Source organism: Virgibacillus sp. NKC19-16 (assembly GCF_021560035.1).
In the GTDB taxonomy this organism is placed as follows: domain Bacteria; phylum Bacillota; class Bacilli; order Bacillales; family Amphibacillaceae; genus Virgibacillus_L; species Virgibacillus_L salidurans.
Genome location: NZ_CP074373.1, coordinates 1,894,883 through 1,919,445, shown reverse-complemented (window position 1 = coordinate 1,919,445; position 24,563 = coordinate 1,894,883). Strand labels below are relative to the sequence as shown.

The window sequence follows — 24,563 nt, the reverse complement described above, 5'->3', positions numbered from 1 at the left end:
TCCTGCATAAACTAGTAGTACCAACCCTGTGGGAGGAAACCTGCTATGCGAATTGTTTTATGTATTGTACTTATTTTAATATTTACCTTGATGCATCCAATGAGTGGACAAGCTGCACCGACAGTTTCCGCAACTAATGCTATATTAATAGAACAATCGACTGGTAGGGTTTTATTTGAGAAAAATGCAAATGAAGAGCAGTTGATTGCCAGTATAACAAAATTAATGACGGCTATTATTGCCGTTGAATCCGGTAAAATGCAGGAAGAAGCTACAGCAAGCAGAGAAGCAATTTATACAGAAGGATCCTCTATTTATTTAGAACAGGGAGAAAAGATGTCAATTGAAGACCTTGTCTATGGGTTAATCCTACGATCGGGGAATGATGCAGCTGTTACGATAAGTGAGCATATCGGTGGCAGCATGGAAGGGTTTGTTTATTTAATGAATGAAAAAGCAAGGTGGTTGGGGATGACAAATTCCAGTTTTGAAAATCCACACGGGCTTGATTCGGACAATCATTATTCTACGGCATATGATATGGCAATGCTTATGAGATATGCGATGGATAACGACCAATTCAGAGAGATAGTCGGGACGAAAACATATAAATCTGACAGAAGATCATATAGTTGGCAAAATAAAAATAAATTGTTAACCCAATTATACGAAAATAGTACTGGTGGTAAAACAGGGTATACGAGAACCGCTGGAAGAACACTGGTATCTTCGGCAAACAAAAATGGAATGGATCTTATTGCTGTAACGATCAATGCTCCTGATGATTGGCAGGATCATATAAATTTGTTTGAATGGGGATTTGAAAATTATGATATGACATCAATCGCTGAAGAGGGGCAAGAGAAATACCGTCTTAAGGGATCAGATAAGGAAACAATTGGCTATTTACATCATAATGTTCTTTTCCCATTAACGGAAGGAGAAATGGCGGATGTTGATAAACAAACATATTTACTTAATGAAAATAGGGGAAGGACAGATGATATAATCGGCAAAACTATGTTTCATCTTGATGGGGAACAAATAGCGGAAACGCCTATTTTTAATGATCAATTGGACATACGGGGAAAAGGCTTTTTCTCTAATGTATTATCGACATACAAGAAAGTTACAGGGTTGGATTAAATATGGTTAATATTATATGGGCATGTATGGCTATCATCGGCATAGTTTATGCCATATTCAATGGAACAATGGATCAGGTGAATGAAGCTATATTTGAGAGCGCAGATGAAGCAGTTACACTGTCTATCGGATTAATCAGTGTATTGGTATTTTGGCTTGGTATTATGAAGGTTGCTGAAGAAGCAGGCATCCTGCATATGCTAAGCAAATTATTCAGACCATTAATTCGCAGGCTTTTCCCCGATATACCGAAAGATCATCCTGCAATGGGTTATATTTTATCGAATATCACGGCTAACATTTTTGGTTTGGGCAATGCGGCAACACCAATGGGAATAAAGGCAATGGAACAAATGAAGCAATTAAGCGGCGATAGTGATACTGCATCGCGTTCGATGATTACCTTTTTAGCATTAAATACGTCAAGTTTGACCATCATTCCAACAACTGTTATTGCAATTCGAATGCAGTATAACTCCGTGTCTCCAACAGAAATTGTAGGGACTACCATTATAGCTACGGTTATATCTTCCGTTAGTGCTGTTTTAATCGATCGTTTTTTCTATTATAAGAGTATTTGGAGGAAATAGAAATGGGGATTATCACTTCTGTTAGTACATGGCTTATACCTGTGTTTATATTGCTTGTACTTGTTGTTGCGACATGGAAACGGGTACCTGCATATGAAACGTTTGTGGAAGGAGGAAAGGAAGGTGTCAAAATGGCATTTACTTTACTTCCTTTTTTAGTAGGCATGATTGTTTCCATTTCAATACTGAGAAGTTCAGGAGCACTGGAAGCATTTATCAATCTAATTTCACCATTTTTAGTAGCTGTTGGTATTCCACCAGATATCATTCCACTCGCATTAGTAAGGCCTATCTCAGGTAATGCTGCACTTGGAATGACTACAGAATTAATTGACAGCCATGGCCCTGATTCATTTATTGGCAGATTGGCATCAACCATGCAGGGTAGTACAGATACAACATTGTATATTTTAACCGTATATTTCGGTGCCATTGGTATTAAAAAAATGAGATATGCACTAAAGGTTGGACTATTGGCCGATTTAATTGGTATACTTGCATCTATCATTGTTGTTACAATTGTATTTGGATAATGCGTTTAAGTAGCGTTAACATAAAGTTAACGCTATTATTATGTAAGAAAAAAATAAATTAAAATTTGGTGGTATACATGTCAAACACAGAAGAAAGACTGCAAAAGGTTATCGCACAAAGTGGGATTACGTCAAGAAGAAAAGCGGAACAGCTCATTGTTGATAGAAAAGTAAAGGTCAATGAAAGGGTCGTGACAGAATTAGGTACGAAAGTTTCAGCAAGTGACAAGATTGAAGTGGATGGTGTACCCTTAGAAAAAGAGGCACCTGTATACTATATGTTATATAAGCCTCGTGGCGTTATTTCAAGCGTTAAGGATGATAAGGGGAGAAAAGTAGTTACCGATCTCTTGGAAGGAGTCACGGAACGTATTTTTCCAATTGGAAGACTGGATTATGATACCTCAGGGATTTTATTATTAACAAATGACGGAGATTTTGCTAATCTGTTAATGCACCCGAAGTATGAAGTCGAAAAGGTATATGTGGCTAAAGTAAAAGGAATACCAAGCAAAATGGAATTAGGACAGCTGCGTAAAGGAATTAAAGATGAAAAAGATACCTTGAAAGCTTACTCGTATAACGTTTTATCTACAGATAAGAAAAAGAATACAATGATCTTGGAAATTACATTACATGAAGGTAAAAATAAACACATCAGACGAATGATGGAGCATCTGGGATATCCTGTAATGAAGCTGAAGCGGGAAAAATACGGGATGTTAACCTTAGATGGTCTCCAACCTGGTAACTATAGAGCCTTAACACCGAAAGAAATTAAACAAATGAAATACAGTAAATAAAATTGTTAAACAATAGACAAATTTAACGTGTTGCATGCATGCTATAATGAGCGGGGGTGGTCTCAGTTGAGTTTAAACCAAATCAAGAAAAAGAAAAAAGGCAAAAAAAGAAATCGGTTAATATTTAGATCGGCTGTTCTTGCAGTATTATTGGTTGCAGTAGTTTATGCATTAGTATCTAACTTCCAGCAAGATAGTACGATTTACAGTGCTGGTGATAAAGCACCTGATTTTAAATTACAGCAAATCAATGATAATAATGAATTGGAAACAGTGCAGCTGAGTGATCTGGAAGGAAAGGGTGTTATGCTTAATTTTTGGGGCACCTGGTGTGAACCTTGTAAGGATGAAATGCCATATATGCAAGAATTATACCCTGAATATAAAGATAAAGGGGTGGAAATAATTGCAGTCAGTTTAGATGCAACAACATTAGTTGTCGATCGGTTTATTGATACATTTGATCTTACCTTTCCAGTTCCGCATGATGCGAATGAGGAAGTAATGGACTTATACAAAGTTGGACCGATTCCAAGTACTTTCTTTATTAACCCAGATGGAGAAATTGAGGAAGTAGTAAACGGTGCTTTAACACTAGAGCGATTAGAAGGACACCTGCAGGATATTCAACCTGAATTATAAGTGTACACGCACTTTAAGAAAAAATCATTGTGAGGGATTTGAATGAAACAAATAAAATGTGAGTGCGGGCATGTTAATCCCGAGGGAACGGTTCTCTGTGAGGCTTGCGGCAAACCAGTAGAAGGGAATCAGCATATTGATGGAAACGAAGGGAAAAAGCTTCTAAATATGCGCTATGATGGTAGCGCGCGCAGATCACAAACCTATAATAAATCGATAATCGATAAAATATGGAGCTTTTTTTCTTCGGTAAAAGTTGGCGTGTGGCTGATTGTTATCACATTATTGGCTTCAGCGGTTGGTTCTATTCTACCACAGGAAATGTACATACCTGCAGATGCAGAGTCCCGTGACCCGGCAATTTTTTATGAAGACAGATATGGCCTGTTCGGTCTTATCTATTATCAATTAGGCCTACATAATTTGTACAGTTCATGGTGGTACATCATGTTAATCGCATTAATTGGTATTTCACTGGTGATTTGCAGTATCGACAGATTTGTTCCACTGTATAAAGCATTAAAGAATCAAAAAGCAAAGCGACATGAAACGTTTTTAAACAGACAGCGCTTGTATAGTGAAACAGAAACAGTTTCAGGTGAGGAGATCCAACACGTAAAAGAGAACTTAAAGAAAAAACGTTATAAAGTCAGAGACGAAAATGGACATATCCTCGCTGAAAAAGGCAGATTTTCCAGATGGGGTCCATATGTGAATCATATTGGATTAATAATCATCTTACTTGCAGCAATATTGCGTTTTACCCCTGCTTTATACATGGATGAATACGTATGGGTAAGAGAAGGCGAGGAAACAGTTATCCCCGGTACTGAAGGGGAGTACTATATAGAAAATAAGGAATTTATTTTCGAAACACATGATGAAAATGATGAACGATTCAGCGAAGCGATTGAGCAAGAGGGCATGGTAGCAAGTAATTATCAAACCAATGTTGTTATTTCCAAAGCAGAGGAAGGAGCTGTTACTGGAGCAGATCCTGAACTAAAACCAATTACAGAAGATGAAATTCGATTGAATCATCCCCTTAAATTTGATGGATATACATTATATCAGGCTGGGTACCAGTTAAATGAGTTCACAAATATGTCCTTTAAAATTCACGAAACAGATGATGAGAGCGAAGAAGCGCTAGACACATTTACGATTGATTTAACATCACCGGAGACGGAGTATGAATTGGAAAATGGATTCCATGTAGAGATAGGCCAGTACTATCCGGACTATTATTTGGATGATAATGGAGAACCTGCTTCCGAAACAAATTATCCGAGAAATCCGGCGTTTGTATTATACGTTACCCCTCCTGGTGGCGATACTGCTGAGGTAAGTTTCTTAGGAATAGGTAGAAATATTGATGCAACCGGAGAGAATCAATATAACGTAAGTATACAAGACTTTGAAATGCATGATGTAAGTGGATTAACAGTTCGACGCGATTATACGTTACCATTTTTCGGGTTAGGTGCAGCAATTTTCATGATTGGTGTCATTCAGGGAATGTACTGGTATCATAGAAGAATTTGGATTCATCCAAAAGGCGATGGATTATTGCTGGCTGCTCATACGAATAAAAACTGGTTTGGTATACAAAAAGACATTGAGAACGTAATTGAAGATACGAACATTAAAATGGTGGAAGATCAGAAGGAATTGGATGAATAGTATGAGGAGGGCCTGTACGAATGAGTAGTTTAGTAAGCATAAGCAGTACATTGCTTTATACAGCTTTTGTACTTTACTTAATCGCGACATTTTTCTTTAGCGTGACCATAAGGGATAAGCGTACAACAAAAAAAAGCAAAAAAAATACGGCAAGTAAAATTGGTATTACACTAACCATTATTGGTTTAATTTCACAACTCGGTTATTTTATCACCAGATGGATAGCAAGTGGACATGCTCCGGTAAGTAATTTATTTGAGTTTATGACATTTTTTGGTATGTGTATGGTATTGGCGTTTATCATTCTTTACTTTATATACAAACTTAATGTCTTAGGACTATTTGCATTACCGATAGCAATGATTATGATTGCATATGCGAGTATGTTTCCAACTGAAATTGCTCCGTTGGTGCCATCCCTGCAAAGCCATTGGTTGTACATACATGTAACAACCGTTGCTTTAGCACAGGGAATACTTGCTATTAGTTTTGTTGCTGGGTTGATTTATTTAATTAGACAAATTGACCAATCTGCAAGAAGTAAACGGACGACTTGGTTAGAGATTGTTCTATATACGTTATTCCTATTTGTCGGCTTTATTGTGATAACAACAGCCTTTAATTTAGCGGATTATAATGCAACATTTGAGTATACGGAACAAAACAGTACGGTGACAACAGATTATCAGCTGCCAGCAATTGCCGGGCCGAACGAAGGAACGTTAATTACAGAAGATGCAATGCAGCCATGGTTCGAAGCACCCGGGTGGATGCAGGGTGCAGATGCAGGCAGGAAATTTAATACAGTGATATGGTCCGTCATTACGGGATCCATCATATACGGATTGGTTCGATTAATTGTAAGAAAACGAATCGGAGCAGCCCTTCAGCCCATTCTTAAAAGCACAAAACCAGATCTTTTGGATGAAATTAATTATCGCGCAGTAGCAATTGGATTCCCGTTATTTACACTCGGTGGTTTAATATTTGCTTCTATATGGGCGCAAATCGCCTGGGACCGTTTCTGGGGATGGGATCCGAAAGAGGTTTGGGCATTAATCACATGGTTTTTCTATGCTGCATACTTGCATTTAAGACTTTCAAGAGGTTGGCATGGGGAGAGGTCCGCTTGGCTCGCTGTGATTGGATTTGCTATAATTATGTTTAACCTAATTGTTGTAAATCTAGTCTTAGCTGGTTTACATTCCTATGCTTAGATCATTTTTAGCAAGGTGTCATAGCGATGATGCCTTGCTTTTTCTTATACTTTTAACCGAGCTTGGTTTATACTTTAGATAAAGTCGAATAAGGGGGAATTTTTAATGGACACAGCCGGTAAAATATTAGTAGTAGATGATGAAGAGCGAATTCGACGATTAATCCGTATGTATTTAGAGAGAGACGAATATGAAATTGATGAAGCAGAAAATGGAGCGGATGCCCTCCAAAAAGCGCTAAAAAATGATTATAGTGTTATTTTATTGGATATTATGATGCCAAAAATGGATGGTATCGAAGTTTGCCGGGAATTAAGAAAAGAAAAAGAAACGCCGGTAATTATGCTGACAGCTAAAGGTGAAGAGAGTAATCGGGTACAGGGATTTGAAACGGGGGCTGATGATTATATCGTAAAGCCATTTAGTCCGAGAGAAGTCGTCCTACGTGTAAAAGCTTTACTACGAAGAGTATCCTCCTCCTCTTTTAAAGATGCAGATGTAGAGGCAAGAGATATCCTTGTTTTCCCTCATTTAACGATAGATCATGATGCACACCGGGTAACCGCTGATGGCAAAGAGGTAGCCTTAACACCGAAAGAATATGAATTACTTTGCTTCCTTGCAAAATCACCAGATAAGGTATTTCATCGCGAGGAATTGTTAAAAGAAGTTTGGCAATATGAATTTTTTGGTGACTTACGTACAGTTGATACACATGTGAAACGCCTGCGAGAAAAATTAAATAGTATTTCCCCAGAAGCTGCAAAGATGATTGTAACGGTATGGGGTGTCGGATATAAATTTGAGGTAGATGAAGTATAATGTTCTGGCGCAGTGTAGTTGGCAAACTGGCACTAACTATATTATTGCTGGTTTCCTTTGTCTTACTTATATTGACAATTTTATTATTGCAGTTTTTTGAGGAATTCCATATCGATGAAGCAGAGAAAGAAATGATGCAAACGGCTACTAAAGTTTCCGAGTTAGTTGAACAGCAACCGAATAGATCAACGGTTCTTGAAACAACGGAACGAATACAAGCCCCGGATAGTCGAATTGCAATCATATTCGATGATGGAGACATATGGGTTTCCGATAGTGCTAATGAAAACTTGGCAGAATTTGAAGCGGACTGGATAGAAAATGAAAATGACTTAACAGAAGTGTTAACAAATAACGAACGCATAAGACAACAAATTGTTTTACCAGGCACAGGGATTGAAGCAATGATTGTAGGAGAACCAATATTAACGAATGATGGTGCGGTATTTGTGTATCAATCCCTCGATGTTATTGAACAAACCAAAGCAGAAACGACCAGGATAATATTTCTGGCAGCTGGAATTGCCATTATTTTAACAACTTTTTTTGCGTTTTTCCTATCAACTCGAATAACATCTCCTCTAATCAAAATGAGGGAGGCAGTCTCTGATTTAACCAGAGGAGAATTTAACACGAAGGTTCCTGTTTTAACCCATGATGAAATCGGTGAATTGGCTATAGCGTTTAATCGAATGGGAAGGCAGCTTAAATTTCACATTAATGCATTACATCAGGAAAAAGAACAGTTTTCCAGTATCGTAAGTTCGATGGCTGATGGTGTTGTCACTCTAAATAGAAATGGTGATATGATTGTAACCAACCCTCCTGCTGAAAAATTTATTGAGGACTGGAATTTTGAACACAATATTGCAATAACTGGTGACACGCATAAATTGCCAAAAGAACTAAATCAGGTATTGCAAAAGGTGATTGACGGAGAGTCAGAATCTTTACATGAGATAAGTTTACAAGGGCGAAACTACGTGATGCTGATGACGCCATTATATGATCAGTCTCAAGTGCGTGGGGCGGTTGCCGTAATCCGTGATATGACAGAGGAAAGACGTTTGGACAAGTTTCGTAAAGACTTTATAGCAAATGTATCCCACGAGTTACGTACACCCATTTCCATGCTTCAAGGCTATAGTGAAGCAATTGTTGATGATGTTGCAGAAAGTAAATCAGAAAAAAATGAACTTGCACAAATCATTCATGAAGAATCACTGCGAATGGGGCGGCTAGTTAATGAATTACTGGATCTGGCTCGCATGGAAGCTGGAAATATCCAGCTGAATATGGAAACAGTAAATGTAGAAGCATACGTCGAGCGAGTCATGAAGAAATTTAATGGATTAGCAAATGATAATCAAATCGAATTATCACTTAGGAAAAATATAATCGAATCATCCGTCACAATTGATCCGGATAGGTTAGAACAGGTTTTCACAAATTTAATTGACAATGCAATTCGACATACGGGTGAATTTGGATTTGTTAAGGTGTTTATTGAGTCAAATTCGAATGAATTTCATGTATTTATTGAAGACAATGGGAGTGGTATTCCTGAAGAAGATTTACCATTTGTATTTGAACGTTTTTACAAAGCAGATAAAGCTAGAACAAAGAATAAATCGAAAAAAGGAACAGGACTAGGGCTAGCGATTGCGAAAAATATTATTGATTCACATCATGGCGTCATTACTGTAAACAGCAAAGTGAATCTGGGAACAACTTTTAGTTTTAGAATCCCGCAAACGAATAACAAGTGAAGTTTTAAACAGTACGTCAATAACTATTTTATATTCAAAATACCAGCTGAATTCAGTTGGTATTTTTCTTTTTTTATACTATAGTAGAGGTAGATATCATTGTAGGACGTTTAGGGGGAGTTGAAGTACCATTGTTATTCGAAGGGATCATTCTGTCATGTTTGCTGCGGATGAATGCAGAACGAACGGGGGCAGCTGTTTATTATTTATTAAGGGCTAAAAAATCCATCCAAACAGTTCAAGATGCACATATGTATAATCTTGAGCGATTCTATGGTGTATATCATCATTTAAATCAACAGCGATTTGAACATAAATTAAAAGAATTAATGCGTAGTGGACTGCTTCAAGAGAATACTTCTTCTCAGAGTTCCGGAACTATTTACATACCTACCAAAATAGGAGTAGAATGGATCAATCAACATCGAACAAATCTTTCGTTTGATTATTACAATGGGTTAAAATATCATGAAACTGGCCTTGTTTTTCTTGATCGTTTAACATTACTCATACAAACATTAACCAACAGTAAAATGAAGTCCTTTTCCTTTATTCCGGTAATTGATAAAACGCCGATTGAAAACTGGGTAAGATCATTTTATAAAAATATGAAGCCTCACGAAACTAAATTATTACCGGTACTGCATGATGAATTATCTAATCTCCTGCATTTTTTCCCGAATCATGAAGCAAGAATGTTTGTAGATCGATTAACTGGTTTTAAAAACTATGGCATGAGCGTGAATCAACTGGCAGATAAGTATAAGATGACATCGGATGATGTAACGTTATTGTCTACAGCAATAACGCATCGCATGTTACAGATAGTAGAAAAAGAACAAAGCCATTATCCGTTTATGCGTATGTTAACAAATGATCTATTGTATAAATCGCCTGTGACAGCTTCTGCAAATACGACTTATCAATTATTACAAAAAGATTATTCGATTGATAATATTTCTAAAATGAGACATTTAAAGCGTAACACTATCTATGATCACATTGTGGAAATCGCCTTATATAAAGCAGATTTTCCTATAGATGATTATGTGAGTAAAGAAAGCCAGCAGGATATTATGAACGCCTTTAACAAAATAAAGTCGACGAAATTAAAAAATATAAAGCTACTGGTCGATGCTGACATAAGTTATTTTCAGATACGTTTAGTTCTGGCCAAGACCAAAGATCTGATGAAATGAGGTGTACCATAAAATGAATTCCCAAATTATGCTGGAGGATAGCTTGAAAACCCATTTTAACTACACAGCTTTTCGTTTAGGGCAAAAACAAATTATAGAAGATATTATGAAAGGAAAAGATGTACTAGGGATTCTGCCCACCGGTTCTGGTAAATCGATTTGCTACCAATTGCCTGCCGCATTGTTAGATGGAACAGTGATTGTTGTCTCTCCCCTTATTTCGTTAATGGTAGATCAGGTGAAACAATTAAAAGCTGTGAATTTTAAAGAGGCTATCGCATTGAATAGTTTTATGCCACCACTAGAAAGAAAACGTGCATATGATCACTTACATAGGTATAAGTTAATCTATATTTCTCCTGAATTATTACAGAAGAATGAGATCATGGGGTATTTGCGCAACTTAAAGATACGTTTATTCGTTATCGATGAAGCACATTGTATATCCCAATGGGGGCATGAATTTCGGCCGGATTATCTGAAGCTTGCCTCTATTATACAATCACTTCATAATCCGCCTTTATTAGCATTAAGTGCAACAGCGACACCAGACGTACAGCAGGATATTATCTCTGCTTTAAATACGCCGAACATTACAAAACACATTTATCCGATGGACAGAGATAATATTGCCTTTAATATTGAGCAGGTTGCTGATGATACGGAGAAACAATCAATAATTACCAAGGTACTTTCAAACTACCAGGTTCCTGCATTAATTTATTTTTCAAGCAGAAAAATGGCGGAAAACACAGCCCGAATCCTCTCTGAACAGCTGCCTTTAAAGCGAATTGCATTTTACCATGGGGGAATGGAACAATATGACCGAATTACGATTCAGCAACAATTTATGAATGATCAATTGGACGTTATATGCTGTACAAGCGCATTCGGAATGGGGGTCAATAAAGATAATATTCGCCTAGTTATACATTTTCATCTACCTACGCAAATAGAAGCATACATTCAGGAGGTAGGCCGTGCCGGAAGAGATGGAGAGTCGAGTGTCAGTTTATTGTTATTCTCTAAGAAGGATGAATATCTTCCAAGAAAAATCATAAAAAATGAGCTCCCAACAGTGGATGATTTAGAATTGGTATTTAACCAATTATATGAGTTATATCAAGCTGGAGAATTACTTCCCAGCGATATGACGCAAGTAGAGAATTTATTCCAAATCAATGAAATACAATGGCGTTTTTTAACCTATCAATTTGGAAAGCATGGTATGATTGAGGGAAATAGAATTATTTATCAGCAGAAAAATTGGGAACAAGCATTTCAACAAATCAATAAGCATCGAATCGACCGTTCTTCACTAAAAGAGAACAAATTAAGGGAAATGCTCACGTGGATCCACGAAAAGGAATGTCTAAGAAAACATTTATATAAAAGCTTTCAATCCTCTTATAGCAATGCCAAATACCAATGTTGCAGCAATTGCGGATTTTCATTTGCAAATTGGAAACCAGTTGAAAAGCGTATACAGGAAACTCCTGCAACAACGTGGCAGGATAAACTAAAAAAATTACTATTAGTTGGGGCAACTGATGAAACAAAGTGAAATAATTAAGATGATATCAGATGAAGAGTTAAAAAAACAATTATTGCTATCACAGTTTATATTCCTATTTATTGGTTTCATACTCAGCATATTTTTATTCGATAATTTATCTGAATGGCTTATATACATTGAATGGGATGTACATGAAATTGTCTATTATGGAGTCATTCCAGGGCTCATTATTGTTTTTATCGATATACTGCTAATGGTAGTTTTCCCAAAACGCTATTATGATGATGGAGGAATTAATGAAAGGATATTTAAAAATCAGTCCATTGCTTATATATTTATTCTCTCTCTTGTAGTAGCTGTTTCGGAGGAAATCTTATTTAGAGGTGTCATTCAGACAACCTTTGGTTACGTGTTTACCAGTGTATTATTTGCACTCATTCACTTTCGTTATTTGAAAAAACCTGTCTTACTAATCTCCGTATTGTTTGTCAGTTTTTATATTGGGTACATGTTTGAAATAACAGGTAATTTACTTGTAACGATAACTGCTCATTTTACAGTTGATTTTTTATTAGGATTACTTATTCGTTTTCAAAAATGGGGTGCTTTATAGAATGAATAATAAATCAAGTAATCAAGAGGACCAGGCGGTAACGCTCATGTCCCTGTTGGATGAGGTGCAGCAGGGAGATACTCAAGACAAGACCCAGTCAACAGTAATAGATGAAACAGAAGCGCAAGAGCGGGAAGTTGATGTGTTAAATTTGCCTCCAAGAAAAGAAGTACATCGTAAAATTAAGCAACGTACACATATAAAAATGGGTATCCCGCTACTGCGTTTTTTAATTGTTTTTATTCTACTTTTAGGTGTATTGACAGGAGCCTATCTCCTGTGGGGAGAAGAACTGATTACGGTGATAAGCAATTTGTAGTTCCTGGATATTCACTTTTCACAGGATGAACGCAGTAATACAAATCAATGGCTTGGTGAAGGATAAGTAATAGGATAAAAAAGCGAATTTAAAAATATATGTTACGTTCAACAATTACGTAAAAGGCATATAGTGTATAAAGGATTAATTTTAGGTGAGATTTGCTTCTATAAATAGAAGAGGTAAATGATTTTTAACCCCATTTAAATTTATTTAAAACAGTTATACGAGGGAGGATACTGTATGCGTATTGAGCGGTTGACCGATAATCAATTTAGGATATTTCTAACATTTGATGACCTAATTGAACGTGGGTTTACAAGAGATGATTTGTGGCATGATGCGTCAAGTGTCCGTAATCTGTTTAGTGATATGATGTATGAAGCCAGTACAGAGTTGGGATTTGAACTAGAAGGAATGTTGCTTGTTCAAGTACATTTAATGCAAGCACAAGGCATGCATGTTATTGTTACACAAAATTTCGAAAGTAAGAGTTGGGATGAGGATTTCGTCGAGATGAAAGTCACATTGGATGAAAGTGAGGAATTACTATTTTCCTTTGAAGAATTTGAGAATGTGATCCAAGTAACATCTTATTTGTCAGCGCTCTCGGTAATGGGTGGGCAAGTATATTATATGGATAACCTTTATTATATGTTATTAGATGACAATGATCTAGAAGATAAAATCAAAGAAGACATCATCGCAATCATGTCTGAGTATGCGAACCCAAGTATTATTACGCATTATAAGTTAAAGGAATATGGAAAGGCTATTTATACATCGGATGCAGTTAAACAAATTGTCCAGGTCTTTTATTCATAACGTATGCAAACATGAAGAAAACACATACACAATTGTCAAAAGAGAAAAATACAGCATCAAATATACGAGATAAAAATGATTTTATTTTATTGCATATTTATCATGAAGGTGTATACTATTGTCTGAGTACAGCTATATCTAAAATATTTATGGATATTCTAGGAGGTAAATTCATGGTAGCCGAAAAAGCAGCAGATTCTACCAAAGAAGACGATAAAAATATGGATGTTTTAAGTTCAACACGAACTGTTGTAAAAACCGCGTTGGAAAAGTTGGGTTACCCTGATGAAGTTTTTGAGCTTTTAAAAGACCCAATCCGCATGATGACAGTAAGGATCCCTGTTCGTATGGATGATGGATCCATTAAAGTTTTTACGGGATATCGCGCGCAGCACAATGATGCGGTTGGCCCAACAAAAGGTGGGATCAGATTTCATCCCAATGTAACAGAAACAGAAGTTAAAGCATTGTCCATTTGGATGAGTTTAAAAGCCGGTATAGTAGATTTACCATATGGAGGTGGTAAAGGCGGGATCGTCTGTGATCCTAGAGAAATGTCCTTCCGTGAACTTGAGGGCTTAAGTCGTGGATATGTTCGTGCAATTAGTCAAATTGTAGGTCCTAATAAGGATATTCCAGCACCGGATGTATTTACAAATTCACAAATTATGGCTTGGATGATGGATGAATATAGTCGAATTGACGAATTTAACAGTCCCGGTTTTATTACTGGTAAACCGATCGCGCTTGGGGGATCACATGGAAGAGAATCTGCAACTGCAAAAGGTGTTACAATTTGTATTAATGAAGCTGCTAAGAAAAGAGGCTTAAATGTAAAAGGGTCAAGGATTGTTGTTCAAGGATTTGGAAACGCTGGCAGTTTCCTTGCGAAATTCTTGCATGACGCAGGAGCAAAAATAGTTGGAATTTCAGATGCTTATGGTGGATTGCATGATCCGGATGGGCTTGATATTGACTATCTTTTAGATAGAAGAGATAGTTTCGGAACGGTTACGAAGCTCTTCAATAGTACAATAACAAATAAAGAAGTACTTGAATTGGATTGTGACATTTTGGTTCCAGCAGCTGTAGAGAATCAAATTACAGAGGAGAACGCACATAATATTAAGGCAGATATTGTAGTGGAAGCAGCGAATGGACCTACAACGATGGGTGGTACAAAGATTCTATCTGATAGAGGAATTCTTTTGGTTCCAGATGTAATGGCTTCTTCCGGTGGAGTTACTGTCTCCTATTTTGAATGGGTACAAAACAATCAAGGCTACTATTGGACAGAAGAAGAAATAGACAAAAAGCTACATGAAATTATGATTAAATCATTTAATCAAATCTTTAATACGGCCAAAACCAGACGTGTCGATATGCGCCTGGCAGCATATATGGTTGGCGTCAGAAAGATGGCAGAAGCTTCGAGATTTCGTGGATGGGTTTAGCCATCTAATGATCAAACAATATGACGAAAAAACTCTTATCAGGTATAATTGGATAGGAGTTTTTTTAAGTGCGTATGTTAAGTAGGAATTCACATAAAGGAAGTGTATATCTTTGCAGGAAGAAAACGTTATTATTATTGGCGGTGGTCCATGTGGAATGTCTTGTGCCATTGAATTACAAAAGTATGGGATTAACCCGTTAATTATAGAAAAAGGAAACGTAGTAAACACAATTTATAATTTCCCGACACATCAAACATTTTTTAGCTCAAGTGATAAATTGGAAATTGGAGAAATGCCTTTTATTACGGAAAAACAAAAACCCGTCAGAAACCAGGCCTTAGCTTACTACCGAACAGTCGCCGACCGGAAATATTTGCGTATAAATACATATGAAAAAGTCGTCGGCGTTAAACTTGCTGAGAACGATTTTCAACTAAGTACAAAGAAAAATACAGGAGAAAGACAACAATATCGGGCGGTCCATGTAGTCATTGCTACCGGATATTATGATCAGCCCAATTACATGAATATTCCTGGTGAAAACTCAGACAAAGTCATGCATTATTTTAAGGAGGCACATCCTTTTTATAACAAGGATGTTGCAGTTATTGGCGGGAAAAATTCTGCAGTGGATGCGACATTGGAGCTTCACAAAGCCGGTGCTAATGTCACGGTATTTTATCGTGGAGAGGCGTATTCGAAGAGCATAAAACCTTGGATACTCCCGGAATTTGACTCTTTAATAAGAAAAGGCATTGTTCAAATGCATTTCAATTCAGAAGTTACAGCAATTGAAAAGAATCATATTCATTACACAACTGACGAGAAAACACATAAACTTAAAAATGACTTTGTATTTGCAATGACCGGCTATAAACCTGATTTACATTTTCTAAAAGATATAGGAATATCAATTGATGAGCAAAACGGGACCCCTCATTTTAATGAAAACACCTATGAAACAAATATACCCGGATTATATGTAGCTGGTGTTATAGCAGCTGGTTATAATAATAATAAAATATTTATAGAAAATGGACGTTTTCATGGAGAGCAGATTGCAAATGCGATTAATAAATAGAAAATATAAATGATAGCTGATTTTCCGTCAGCTATCATTTTATTAGTTTTTTGCAAAACTTTGTCTTAATATTTCACCATTCGTAGTGTTTTCTAGTTCAATTAATAATTTAATCCTGGCCTTGGGGCCTGTTAAGCTGTTTGCTAAAATCACCCCCATTTCTTTTAAGTGTTTTCCTCCTCCATCATAGCTATACGTTGGCTGTACAGTCCCTTGATAACATCTTGAAGTAAGAATCACCGGAATATGATCATCCATTATTTTTTTAAGTGTTTCCAATGTTTCTTTTGGTAAATTTCCCTGTCCAAGTCCTTCAATTACAATACCATCCGCCTTTGCCTGATATATCGCTTCAAGGAGCCGCGCATCCATTCCAGCATATGATTTTAGCAAAAATACATTTTTGGATATGTTATGAATTTTATTCGTATGTCTCGAAAGAATTGTATGATGAAATAAGATGGCGTCTTTTGTAATAATACCAATCGGCCCATATTGCGGACTTTGAAATGTAGCAATATTGCTTGTCGAAGTTTTTGTTACATGCTTAGCAGTATGTATTTCGTCATTCATTACTACCAAGACGCCCTTACGAGATGCTTCGTCCTCAACACTAACCCTTAAAGAGCTAATTAAATTATATAATGCGTCTGACCCGATTTCATTACTGGATCGCATTGCTCCGGTTAAAATAATCGGTTTTTCTGTCTCAAGAACTAAATCCAAAAAGTAAGCAGTTTCTTCTAATGTATCTGTACCATGTGTCACAACTATTCCATCATACATGGAGATCACTTGCTCAATTTTTTTGGCCAATTTAAGCATATGCTGTGGGGTTATTTGCGGTGATGGAAGATCAAATTCAATTATTTCATCAACATTCGCATATGCATGAAGATGATCAGATATAGCCGTTAATGGATGTTCCTCTGCAGTGGTAACTTCCCCCGTTTCTTTATTTTCCAGCATGGAAATTGTTCCACCTGTATGAATAAGTAAGATATTTTTCATATTGTTCACCTACTTCAACACTATTTGTTTTCACCCTATTTTTAATACTAACTTTGAAAAATATAAACAACAACCCTAAGATACTTTATACTCACTTGAAAGAGGTTTTAAAATTGCTTATCAAGAAGACCGACTTTAAGATATTCATCTATTTATGAATAAAAAGGAGATTAATTCAAAAAATAGGTATCACAATATAAAGCAGGAGGATAAACGATGGCCTATAAAAAAATGTCTCTTTTATTTGTAATTACATGTTTATTATTTATAGGACTGCTAGCATCACATTCACAAAAGCCTGTAGATGCTTTTAGTCCTCAAGTGATTCAGCAAGGTGCAACAGGGGACGATGTAATTGAATTACAATCCAGATTACAATATTTAGGTTTCTATAATGGAGATATTGATGGTGTCTTCGGTTGGGGTACGTACTGGGCCTTACGAAACTTTCAATATGAGTTCGGACTTGAGATAGATGGTTTAGCCGGACAGACTACAAAGAATAAGCTTGTAGAAGCAAGTAATTACGATGAGAGTTATGTGAAGGAACAAATTAATCAGGGAAACGATTTTACACATTATGGAGGTGACGATACTCAGAATCAGACCTCCTCAGGTGGAGGATCGGGTGGTGCGAACGCAGATGGTGGTGCCTCAGAAGGCCAATCAACAAGTACGGCAAGTGTAAATGTACCACAAGGATTTTCACAAAATGATATTCAATTGATGGCAAACGCAGTACACGGAGAAGCTAGAGGGGAGCCCTATGTAGGTAAGGTTGCAGTTGCGGCAGTTATCTTAAATCGGGTTGAAAGCCCCACATTTCCCAATACGGCCTCTGGAGTCATATTTGAACCAAGAGCTTTTACTGCCGTTGCCGACGGACAAATTTGGTTAACGCCTGACGAGACTGCAACAGAAGCTGTGCTTGATGCGATTAATGGCTGGGATCCATCAGGAAACGCAATCTATTATTTTAACCCTGACACAGCAACATCAGATTGGATCTGGACAAGGCAACAAATTAAAAAAATCGGCAAACACATATTTGCTATATAGAAAGGTGTGAGATATATGATTCGTTGGATTTTAATAGCAGTACTTACGATTGGAGTTGCTGGAACAGCTTTTTGGGGCTATCAAGAGCATCAGGAAAAGAATGCCGTACTTACCCAAGCAGAGAATACCTATCAACGTGCGTTTCATGAACTGTCCTATAATATGGATTTGTTAAATGACAAAATCGGTACAGCACTAGCCATGAACTCAACTCAAAGACTGTCCCCGCAATTAGTGGATATATGGCGCTTGACATCAGAGTCCTTATCAAATGTTGGTCAACTGCCATTAGGTTTGCTTCCCTTTAACAAAACGGAAGAATTTCTTTCCAATATCGGTGATTTTACGTATAAAACAGCAGTACGAAATTTAGAAGATGAGCCTCTTTCCGACGAGGAGACGAAGTCATTAGAAGATTTATATGCACAATCGACAGATATTAAAAATGAACTCAGGCGTGTTCAGCATGTAGCTTTAGATAATAATTTACGCTGGATGGATGTTCAACTTGCTTTAGCTAATGAAGATGAGCAAATGGACAATACGATCGTTGATGGTTTTAAAACAGTTGAAGACACCGTAGAAGGGTTTTCAGAGAGTAATGTTGATTCTCCTATAACGGGAACCTCCTCACAAGAACATAAATATAAATCGTTGGATGGAGATCAAATTAGTGAGGAGGAGGCGTTAAATTTAAGTAAAGAACATTTTAACGTCGATAATGAACAAAATATGACACTCACGCAAACTGGTGATGGAGCTGACATCCCTATGTACAGTATTTCCTATAAAAATGATGAAAAGAATGGCTATATGGACATGTCTGTGCAGGGAGGGCATCCAATAACGCTATTAATCGACAGACCAGTTAATGAAAAACAAATAAGCCTAAATGAAGGATTGAAAGAAGCAGAAGCATATATAGAAAACAATAACTTCGAAAATATGCAGGTGTACGAAAGTAATGAATACGACAACGTCGGTTTTTATTCATTTATCTATAATGATGACGGTGTCCGGGTATTCTCTGATGCAATAGAAGTTAAAGTTGGGTTAGATAATGGTGAAATACTAGGGATTACAGCAGAAAACTATTTTATGAATCACACCGAGAGGGACATACCTGAGCCCGAACTATCTGAATCTGAAGCGAAGGAAGCCGTGAATCCTAATGTGGACATACAGGAAGAATTTATGGCTGTCATTGATAATGATATGGGTGAGGAAGTATTTACCTATGAGTTTCTGGGTGTATTAGATAATGAAACATATCGAATATTTATTAATGCAATGAATGGAAGAGAAGAGAGAGTAGAGAAATTAGATGGCAAAGAAATAAATTATGCAGGAACTTTTTAAGGAAGGGCTTATGCCTTTCCTTTTTTCATTTATCTCTAAAAAGATGCGATAGCGTTTTTCATAACAGTTATGTTATTATTTAAACTAAGATGGTTAATAGTAACTTGGTACTTGCCAAGTTTTTTCTAATGGTTACTTAATCTTTTAGTGCGATGAGAGGGATGAATTTTTTCAGTGAATAATAAAACAATAGCAATTGCAATTGACGGGCCGGCGGCAGCTGGAAAAAGTACCGTAGCAAAAATCGTAGCAGAGAAACTTTCCTATATTTATATTGATACAGGAGCAATGTATCGTGCCCTAACACTTCAAGCAATGATTGAAAATATTGATTTGGATGATGAGGATCTTTTAGTTAACTTACTAAAACGTATAGATATTAAATTAAAACAAGGTGAAAGTGGTCAAATCATATCGGTAGATGGTACAGATGTTACATCCGAAATTCGCTCACAAAAGGTTACAAACAATGTCTCATTTGTTGCTAAACATGCCAATATTCGCAAAGAAATGGTTAATAGGCAACAGAATTTAGCTGCAAATCGTGGTGTTGTTATGGATGGCCGGGATATTGGGACGCATGTCCTTCCGAATGCAGAAGTAAAAATATTCTTAGTTGCAACAGTTGAAGAACGCGCGAAACGGCGATATGAAGAGAACCTAAAAAAAGGATTTCAATCTAATATAGAAGCGTTGAAAAGGGAAATTGAACAAAGAGATCTTATCGACTCCAAACGGGAAGCTGCTCCTTTAATTAAAGCAGATGATGCATTTGAAATAGATACGACTTCTTTATCAATTAATGACGTGGCGCAGCGTATTTTAGCGAAGGCCAAAAAGACTACTAATTAACTAAAAATCACGCTTAAAGGGGGAATGCATATGAGTTTATATAAAGTAGCAAAATATGTTGTAGCTAGTATTTTTTTCCCGCTTTTTCGAATCAACGTAATTGGTAAAGAAAATGTACCAAAAAAAGGGCCAGTCATTATCTGTTCTAATCATATATCGAATTTAGATCCACCTGTAGTTGGCATTACCTCTCCAAGGGATATATACTTTATGGCGAAAGGAGAATTATTCGAAAAGCGTATTTTGGGTAAATTATTAGTAGCTATCCATGCATTTCCAGTTAAACGGGGAATAAGTGATCGTAACGCATTAAGAAAGGGGCTTAAAATACTTGAAAATAACGAAACCCTGGGGCTATTTCCGGAAGGGACTAGAAGTAAAACAGGTGAACTTGGACAGCCGTTAGCAGGGGCCGGATTTTTTGCATTACGATCAAGTGCAGTAATCATTCCATGTGCTATTATTGGGCCATACAAAGGATGGAAGAGACTTACAGTTGTATATGGTAAGCCAATAGACATGGATCATTATCGTTCTACTAAAGCTTCTGCAAAAGAAGCTGCTGAAGCTATCATGGCAGAGATTAAAACACTTAAGGAAAATCATCAATAAGAAACTGCTTTACTTGACAAATAATTATAATTATTAGAAGTTATATAAAAGGGTTTTTTTATTAGTTTACTTTTAAACATTTACTAATATAAAATGTAGAATAAAAGGAAACTTGTATTGTCATCAAAATCACATGACAGTTCGAACTGCTTTAGGAGGCTATGGATATGAGTGAAACAAACAATGCATTAGAAGAAGTAGAAGTAGGTAATACATTGACAGGTACAGTTGTTAAAGTTGAAGAAAAACAAGTTCTTGTAGATATTGGGTATAAAACGGAAGGTATACTCCCAATTGGTGAACTATCAAATCTTCACGTAGAGTCAACGAGTGATGTTGCAGGAGAGGGGGAGGCCATTACCTTAAAAGTAATAAAAATAGATGATGACGAAATAATACTTTCCAAAAAAGCAATCGATGCTGATAAAGCCTGGGTTGATTTAGAAGAAAAGTATAATAACAAAGAAACATTTGAAACAGAAGTAAAAGAAATTGTAAAAGGTGGCCTGGTTGTTGACGTAGGCATTCGTGGTTTTATACCAGCATCGTTAGTTGAAACTTATTTTGTTGAGGACTTTTCAGGTTATAAGGATAAACGATTAACTGTAAAGATAGCGGATTTAAATAGAGAACAAAATCGTATCATATTATCCCATCGGGCAGTAGTCGAAGAAGAAGCTAATGTAGTCAAAAATGAACTATTACAGTCGTTAGAAGAAGGTCAAGTTCTGGAAGGAACTGTACAGCGTCTAACCCATTTTGGTGTTTTTGTCGATATTGGTGGCGTTGATGGTCTTGTTCATATATCCCAGTTAGCACATGAGCATGTAGATAAAGCATCTGATGTAGTTTCAGAGGGGGACAATATTAGCGTCGAAGTATTGTCCGTTGATCGTGATAATGAGCGTATTTCCCTATCACGAAAGAAAACATTGCCAGGACCATGGGCTAATATAGCAGATCGCGTTTCTCGAGGTGATGTATTGGAAGGAACCGTTAAGCGTCTTGTTAACTTTGGGGCATTTATTGAAGTACTACCCGGCGTAGAAGGGTTAGTTCACATTTCACAAATTGCAAATAGGCATATAGGTACACCACAAGAGGTTCTTGAGGTTGGCCAGCAGATCGAAGTCAAGGTACTCGATGTAAATGAAAAAGAAGAACGAATTTCACTAAGTATTAAAGAACTGGAGCAGGAACAGGAAGCTAAAGATTATCAGCAATACGAAAAAGATGAAGATCAATCCGGATTCCAAATTGGTGACTTCATTGGAGATAAGCTTAATAAATACAAGTAAATTTAATAAATAATATAAAAGGTTCTTTCCTTCGTTTGGAAAGAACTCTTTTTTGTATAGAATTTATAAATAATAGCCATAATGCCTAATGGGATGTGTTGTTTATGGCGAATGGTCTTTTATTTTATTGGTTTAGTTGGATTTTATGGATTATTGTTACATTTTTCATGATAAAAAGTAAAAAAAGAACGATTTTGGCCAGCTGGATCTTAGTAACGATTCTCAGTTCTAGCATCTACATCGGAACCCCCAATCAGCAAATCTCCGTGGCACTTTTACTAGTAATCGGAGGATCCTTTGTTTTATTAATACAGCTGCCGCGTGTGATATATCACTTATTTGCTTCATTTACGATTATGATTGGTTATGCAGCTATCCTTTTATGGGAAAAAGGCTCACCTGTATGGTTTATTTTACCAAGAGTGATTCTTATTTCATTTATTTTGGGTCTGCTTATAACCATATTGGCTAAAGGATTTTACAATCAATTATGTATTTGTTTATTAGGCTTATCATGTGGAGAGCTGATTTATGGGCTTATGTTATCGAGCTACGGATTCCGTGTATCCATAGGGGAAATGCAGTTTTTTGATGTTTTGTTATTTATTTTAGGAATACTTAAGTTACTAGACATACTACACACGGGAAAATATAAATTATATGCGGTGTTACAAAACAACCATAAGCAAACAGTGAAGTGGCAAAATGATTGAATAGCTTCAAAATCTTGAGTGAGCTTTTTATTATTGTGAAGCACTAAAATTAATTGTTAATGTCATCAACATTTGCTAGAATGAATGAAGTTAAAGCAAATTAGGGTATAGAGAAAGGATGTTCCTTTCATGAGGAAATCAGTTGTAGCTATTGTAGGAAGACCCAATGTTGGAAAATCAACTATATTTAATAGATTAGTTGGCGAAAGAATCTCTATCGTCGATGATGTTCCAGGAGTAACAAGAGACAGGGTATACGCACAAGGTGAGTGGCTATCCCAATATTTTAATATTATTGACACAGGAGGAATTGAAATTGGTGATGAGCCTTTACTTCAGCAGATGCGTTACCAAGCCGAAATAGCGATTGATGAAGCAGACGTTATTATTTTCCTCGTAAATGGCAAAGAAGGCATTACAGCAGCCGATGAAGAGGTTGCTAAGCTATTGTTTAAATCAAATAAGCCAATTGTTCTTGGAGTTAATAAAATTGATAATCCGGAAATGCGCGAAAATATTTATGAATTTTATTCACTAGGTTTTGGCATTCCTTATCCTATTTCAGGATCTCACGGTTTAGGTTTGGGCGATCTATTAGATGAAGTAGTCAGTCACTTCCCCCAAAATGAGGATGAAGAAGATAATGAAGATACGATCTATTTTAGTTTAATCGGGAGACCAAATGTCGGCAAATCATCCTTGGTCAATTCCATTTTAAATGAAGAACGTGTCATCGTAAGTGAAATAGAAGGTACAACAAGAGAGGCTACTGATACGTACTTAAATAAAGACGCGCAAGATTATGTCATCATTGATACAGCAGGCATGCGAAAGCGGGGGAAAGTTTATGAGACTACAGAAAAGTATAGTGTACTTCGAGCACTGAAGGCAATTGAGCGTTCAGATGTGGTATTAGTTTTAATTGATGCTGAAACAGGTATTAGAGAACAAGATAAAAAGATTGCTGGATATGCACACGATGCAGGACGTGCAATTGTTATTGTTGTAAATAAATGGGATACAGTAGAATCAAATGAAAAAACAATGAAAGAATATGAAACAAAAGTACGAAAGCAATTTCAGTTTTTAGATTATGCGCCAATTGTATTCTTATCTGCCAAGACAAAGAAAAGACTGCATACACTTATTCCATCAATAAAGGTAGCTAGCGAGAATCACGCGAAACGAGTACCTACCAACGTTTTAAATGATGTCATCATGGATGCATTGGCAATGAATCCAACGCCAACACTTAAAGGAAGGCGCCTGAAAGTACTTTATGCAACTCAAGTTGCTGTTAAACCACCCAGTTTTGTCGTATTTGTCAATGACCCTGAATTAATGCATTTTTCATATAAACGCTTTTTAGAAAATAAAATACGAGACGCATTTGGTTTTGTAGGTACACCAATTCAAATATTTGCAAGAAAAAGGCAATAAGGAG

The 24,563-nt window shown here is 36.6% G+C and carries 24 protein-coding genes; 23 read left to right on the top strand and 1 reads right to left on the bottom strand.

What is annotated here, in order from left to right; translation table 11 throughout:
* The first annotated feature begins 45 nt into the window (after window positions 1–45).
* The 16 genes from KFZ58_RS09880 to KFZ58_RS09805 all read left to right on the top strand — a co-directional run bounded on the left by KFZ58_RS09880 (window position 46) and on the right by KFZ58_RS09805 (window position 16,215).
* Window positions 46–1,146, top strand: coding sequence for a D-alanyl-D-alanine carboxypeptidase family protein (locus KFZ58_RS09880; RefSeq protein ID WP_235791160.1), 1,101 nt, complete (start codon window positions 46–48; stop codon window positions 1,144–1,146).
* Window positions 1,147–1,148: 2 nt separating this feature from the next.
* On the top strand, window positions 1,149–1,736 hold the full coding sequence (locus KFZ58_RS09875) for a nucleoside recognition domain-containing protein (RefSeq protein WP_235791159.1): 588 nt from the start codon (window positions 1,149–1,151) through the stop codon (window positions 1,734–1,736).
* 2 nt (window positions 1,737–1,738) lie between these two features.
* Window positions 1,739–2,269 (top strand): spore maturation protein, encoded by a 531-nt coding sequence (locus tag KFZ58_RS09870; protein WP_235791158.1) that lies wholly within the window; start codon window positions 1,739–1,741, stop codon window positions 2,267–2,269.
* A gap of 77 nt (window positions 2,270–2,346) precedes the next feature.
* Window positions 2,347–3,072, top strand: a complete 726-nt coding sequence (locus tag KFZ58_RS09865) for a pseudouridine synthase (RefSeq protein ID WP_235791157.1) — start codon at window positions 2,347–2,349, stop codon at window positions 3,070–3,072.
* Window positions 3,073–3,138: 66 nt separating this feature from the next.
* On the top strand, window positions 3,139–3,714 hold the full coding sequence (gene resA, locus KFZ58_RS09860; protein WP_235791156.1) for a thiol-disulfide oxidoreductase ResA: 576 nt from the start codon (window positions 3,139–3,141) through the stop codon (window positions 3,712–3,714).
* A gap of 42 nt (window positions 3,715–3,756) precedes the next feature.
* Window positions 3,757–5,397, top strand: coding sequence for a cytochrome c biogenesis protein ResB (resB, locus tag KFZ58_RS09855; RefSeq protein ID WP_235794621.1), 1,641 nt, complete (start codon window positions 3,757–3,759; stop codon window positions 5,395–5,397).
* A 20-nt stretch (window positions 5,398–5,417) separates the two neighbouring features.
* Window positions 5,418–6,614 (top strand): c-type cytochrome biogenesis protein CcsB, encoded by a 1,197-nt coding sequence (gene ccsB / locus KFZ58_RS09850; protein WP_235794620.1) that lies wholly within the window; start codon window positions 5,418–5,420, stop codon window positions 6,612–6,614.
* 105 nt (window positions 6,615–6,719) lie between these two features.
* Window positions 6,720–7,436 carry a response regulator transcription factor gene (locus tag KFZ58_RS09845; protein WP_235794619.1) on the top strand — a complete coding sequence of 239 codons (717 nt, stop codon included), beginning with the start codon at window positions 6,720–6,722 and terminating at the stop codon, window positions 7,434–7,436.
* Window positions 7,436–9,205 carry an ATP-binding protein gene (locus tag KFZ58_RS09840; protein WP_235794618.1) on the top strand — a complete coding sequence of 590 codons (1,770 nt, stop codon included), beginning with the start codon at window positions 7,436–7,438 and terminating at the stop codon, window positions 9,203–9,205. The genes KFZ58_RS09845 and KFZ58_RS09840 overlap by 1 nt, the downstream gene beginning before the upstream one ends.
* Window positions 9,206–9,261: 56 nt before the next feature.
* Window positions 9,262–10,404 (top strand): YpbB family protein, encoded by a 1,143-nt coding sequence (locus KFZ58_RS09835; protein ID WP_235794617.1) that lies wholly within the window; start codon window positions 9,262–9,264, stop codon window positions 10,402–10,404.
* Between the two features lie 13 nt (window positions 10,405–10,417).
* Window positions 10,418–11,968 (top strand): RecQ family ATP-dependent DNA helicase, encoded by a 1,551-nt coding sequence (locus tag KFZ58_RS09830; protein WP_235794616.1) that lies wholly within the window; start codon window positions 10,418–10,420, stop codon window positions 11,966–11,968.
* Window positions 11,955–12,533, top strand: a complete 579-nt coding sequence (locus tag KFZ58_RS09825; protein WP_235794615.1) for a CPBP family intramembrane glutamic endopeptidase — start codon at window positions 11,955–11,957, stop codon at window positions 12,531–12,533. Before KFZ58_RS09830 ends, KFZ58_RS09825 begins: the two co-directional genes overlap by 14 nt.
* Before the next feature lies 1 nt (window position 12,534).
* Window positions 12,535–12,852, top strand: a complete 318-nt coding sequence (locus tag KFZ58_RS09820) for a hypothetical protein (RefSeq protein ID WP_235794614.1) — start codon at window positions 12,535–12,537, stop codon at window positions 12,850–12,852.
* Window positions 12,853–13,095: 243 nt separating this feature from the next.
* Window positions 13,096–13,677 (top strand): genetic competence negative regulator, encoded by a 582-nt coding sequence (locus KFZ58_RS09815; protein WP_235794613.1) that lies wholly within the window; start codon window positions 13,096–13,098, stop codon window positions 13,675–13,677.
* Window positions 13,678–13,850: 173 nt separating this feature from the next.
* The gene (locus KFZ58_RS09810; protein WP_235794612.1) at window positions 13,851–15,131 is read left to right on the top strand and encodes a Glu/Leu/Phe/Val family dehydrogenase; all 1,281 of its coding nucleotides are present in this window, start codon (window positions 13,851–13,853) and stop codon (window positions 15,129–15,131) included.
* Window positions 15,132–15,243: 112 nt separating this feature from the next.
* The gene (locus KFZ58_RS09805) at window positions 15,244–16,215 is read left to right on the top strand and encodes a YpdA family putative bacillithiol disulfide reductase (RefSeq protein WP_235794611.1); all 972 of its coding nucleotides are present in this window, start codon (window positions 15,244–15,246) and stop codon (window positions 16,213–16,215) included.
* A 42-nt stretch (window positions 16,216–16,257) separates the two neighbouring features.
* Here KFZ58_RS09805 and KFZ58_RS09800 read toward each other — a convergent pair whose 3' ends face one another.
* Window positions 16,258–17,226: an asparaginase gene (locus KFZ58_RS09800; RefSeq protein ID WP_235794610.1), complete on the bottom strand. Its 969-nt coding sequence runs from the start codon at window positions 17,224–17,226 to the stop codon at window positions 16,258–16,260.
* A gap of 216 nt (window positions 17,227–17,442) precedes the next feature.
* Between KFZ58_RS09800 and sleB the strand changes: the two genes are divergently transcribed.
* The 7 genes from sleB to der all read left to right on the top strand — a co-directional run bounded on the left by sleB (window position 17,443) and on the right by der (window position 24,559).
* Window positions 17,443–18,285 (top strand): spore cortex-lytic enzyme, encoded by an 843-nt coding sequence (gene sleB, locus KFZ58_RS09795; protein ID WP_235794609.1) that lies wholly within the window; start codon window positions 17,443–17,445, stop codon window positions 18,283–18,285.
* 15 nt (window positions 18,286–18,300) lie between these two features.
* Window positions 18,301–19,644 carry a germination protein YpeB gene (gene ypeB / locus KFZ58_RS09790; protein WP_235794608.1) on the top strand — a complete coding sequence of 448 codons (1,344 nt, stop codon included), beginning with the start codon at window positions 18,301–18,303 and terminating at the stop codon, window positions 19,642–19,644.
* Window positions 19,645–19,818: 174 nt separating this feature from the next.
* Window positions 19,819–20,496 carry a (d)CMP kinase gene (cmk, locus tag KFZ58_RS09785; RefSeq protein WP_235794607.1) on the top strand — a complete coding sequence of 226 codons (678 nt, stop codon included), beginning with the start codon at window positions 19,819–19,821 and terminating at the stop codon, window positions 20,494–20,496.
* A 30-nt stretch (window positions 20,497–20,526) separates the two neighbouring features.
* A complete protein-coding gene (locus KFZ58_RS09780) occupies window positions 20,527–21,108 on the top strand; it encodes a lysophospholipid acyltransferase family protein (RefSeq protein ID WP_235794606.1) in 582 nt (193 codons plus the stop codon).
* A gap of 167 nt (window positions 21,109–21,275) precedes the next feature.
* Complete coding sequence (gene rpsA / locus KFZ58_RS09775; RefSeq protein ID WP_235794605.1) at window positions 21,276–22,406, top strand: 30S ribosomal protein S1; 1,131 nt, start codon at window positions 21,276–21,278, stop codon at window positions 22,404–22,406.
* Window positions 22,407–22,510: 104 nt separating this feature from the next.
* Entirely contained in the window at window positions 22,511–23,119 is a 609-nt protein-coding gene (locus KFZ58_RS09770; RefSeq protein WP_235794604.1) for a YphA family membrane protein, read from the top strand.
* 129 nt (window positions 23,120–23,248) lie between these two features.
* Window positions 23,249–24,559, top strand: a complete 1,311-nt coding sequence (der, locus tag KFZ58_RS09765; RefSeq protein ID WP_235794603.1) for a ribosome biogenesis GTPase Der — start codon at window positions 23,249–23,251, stop codon at window positions 24,557–24,559.
* The last annotated feature ends 4 nt before the right edge of the window (window positions 24,560–24,563 follow it).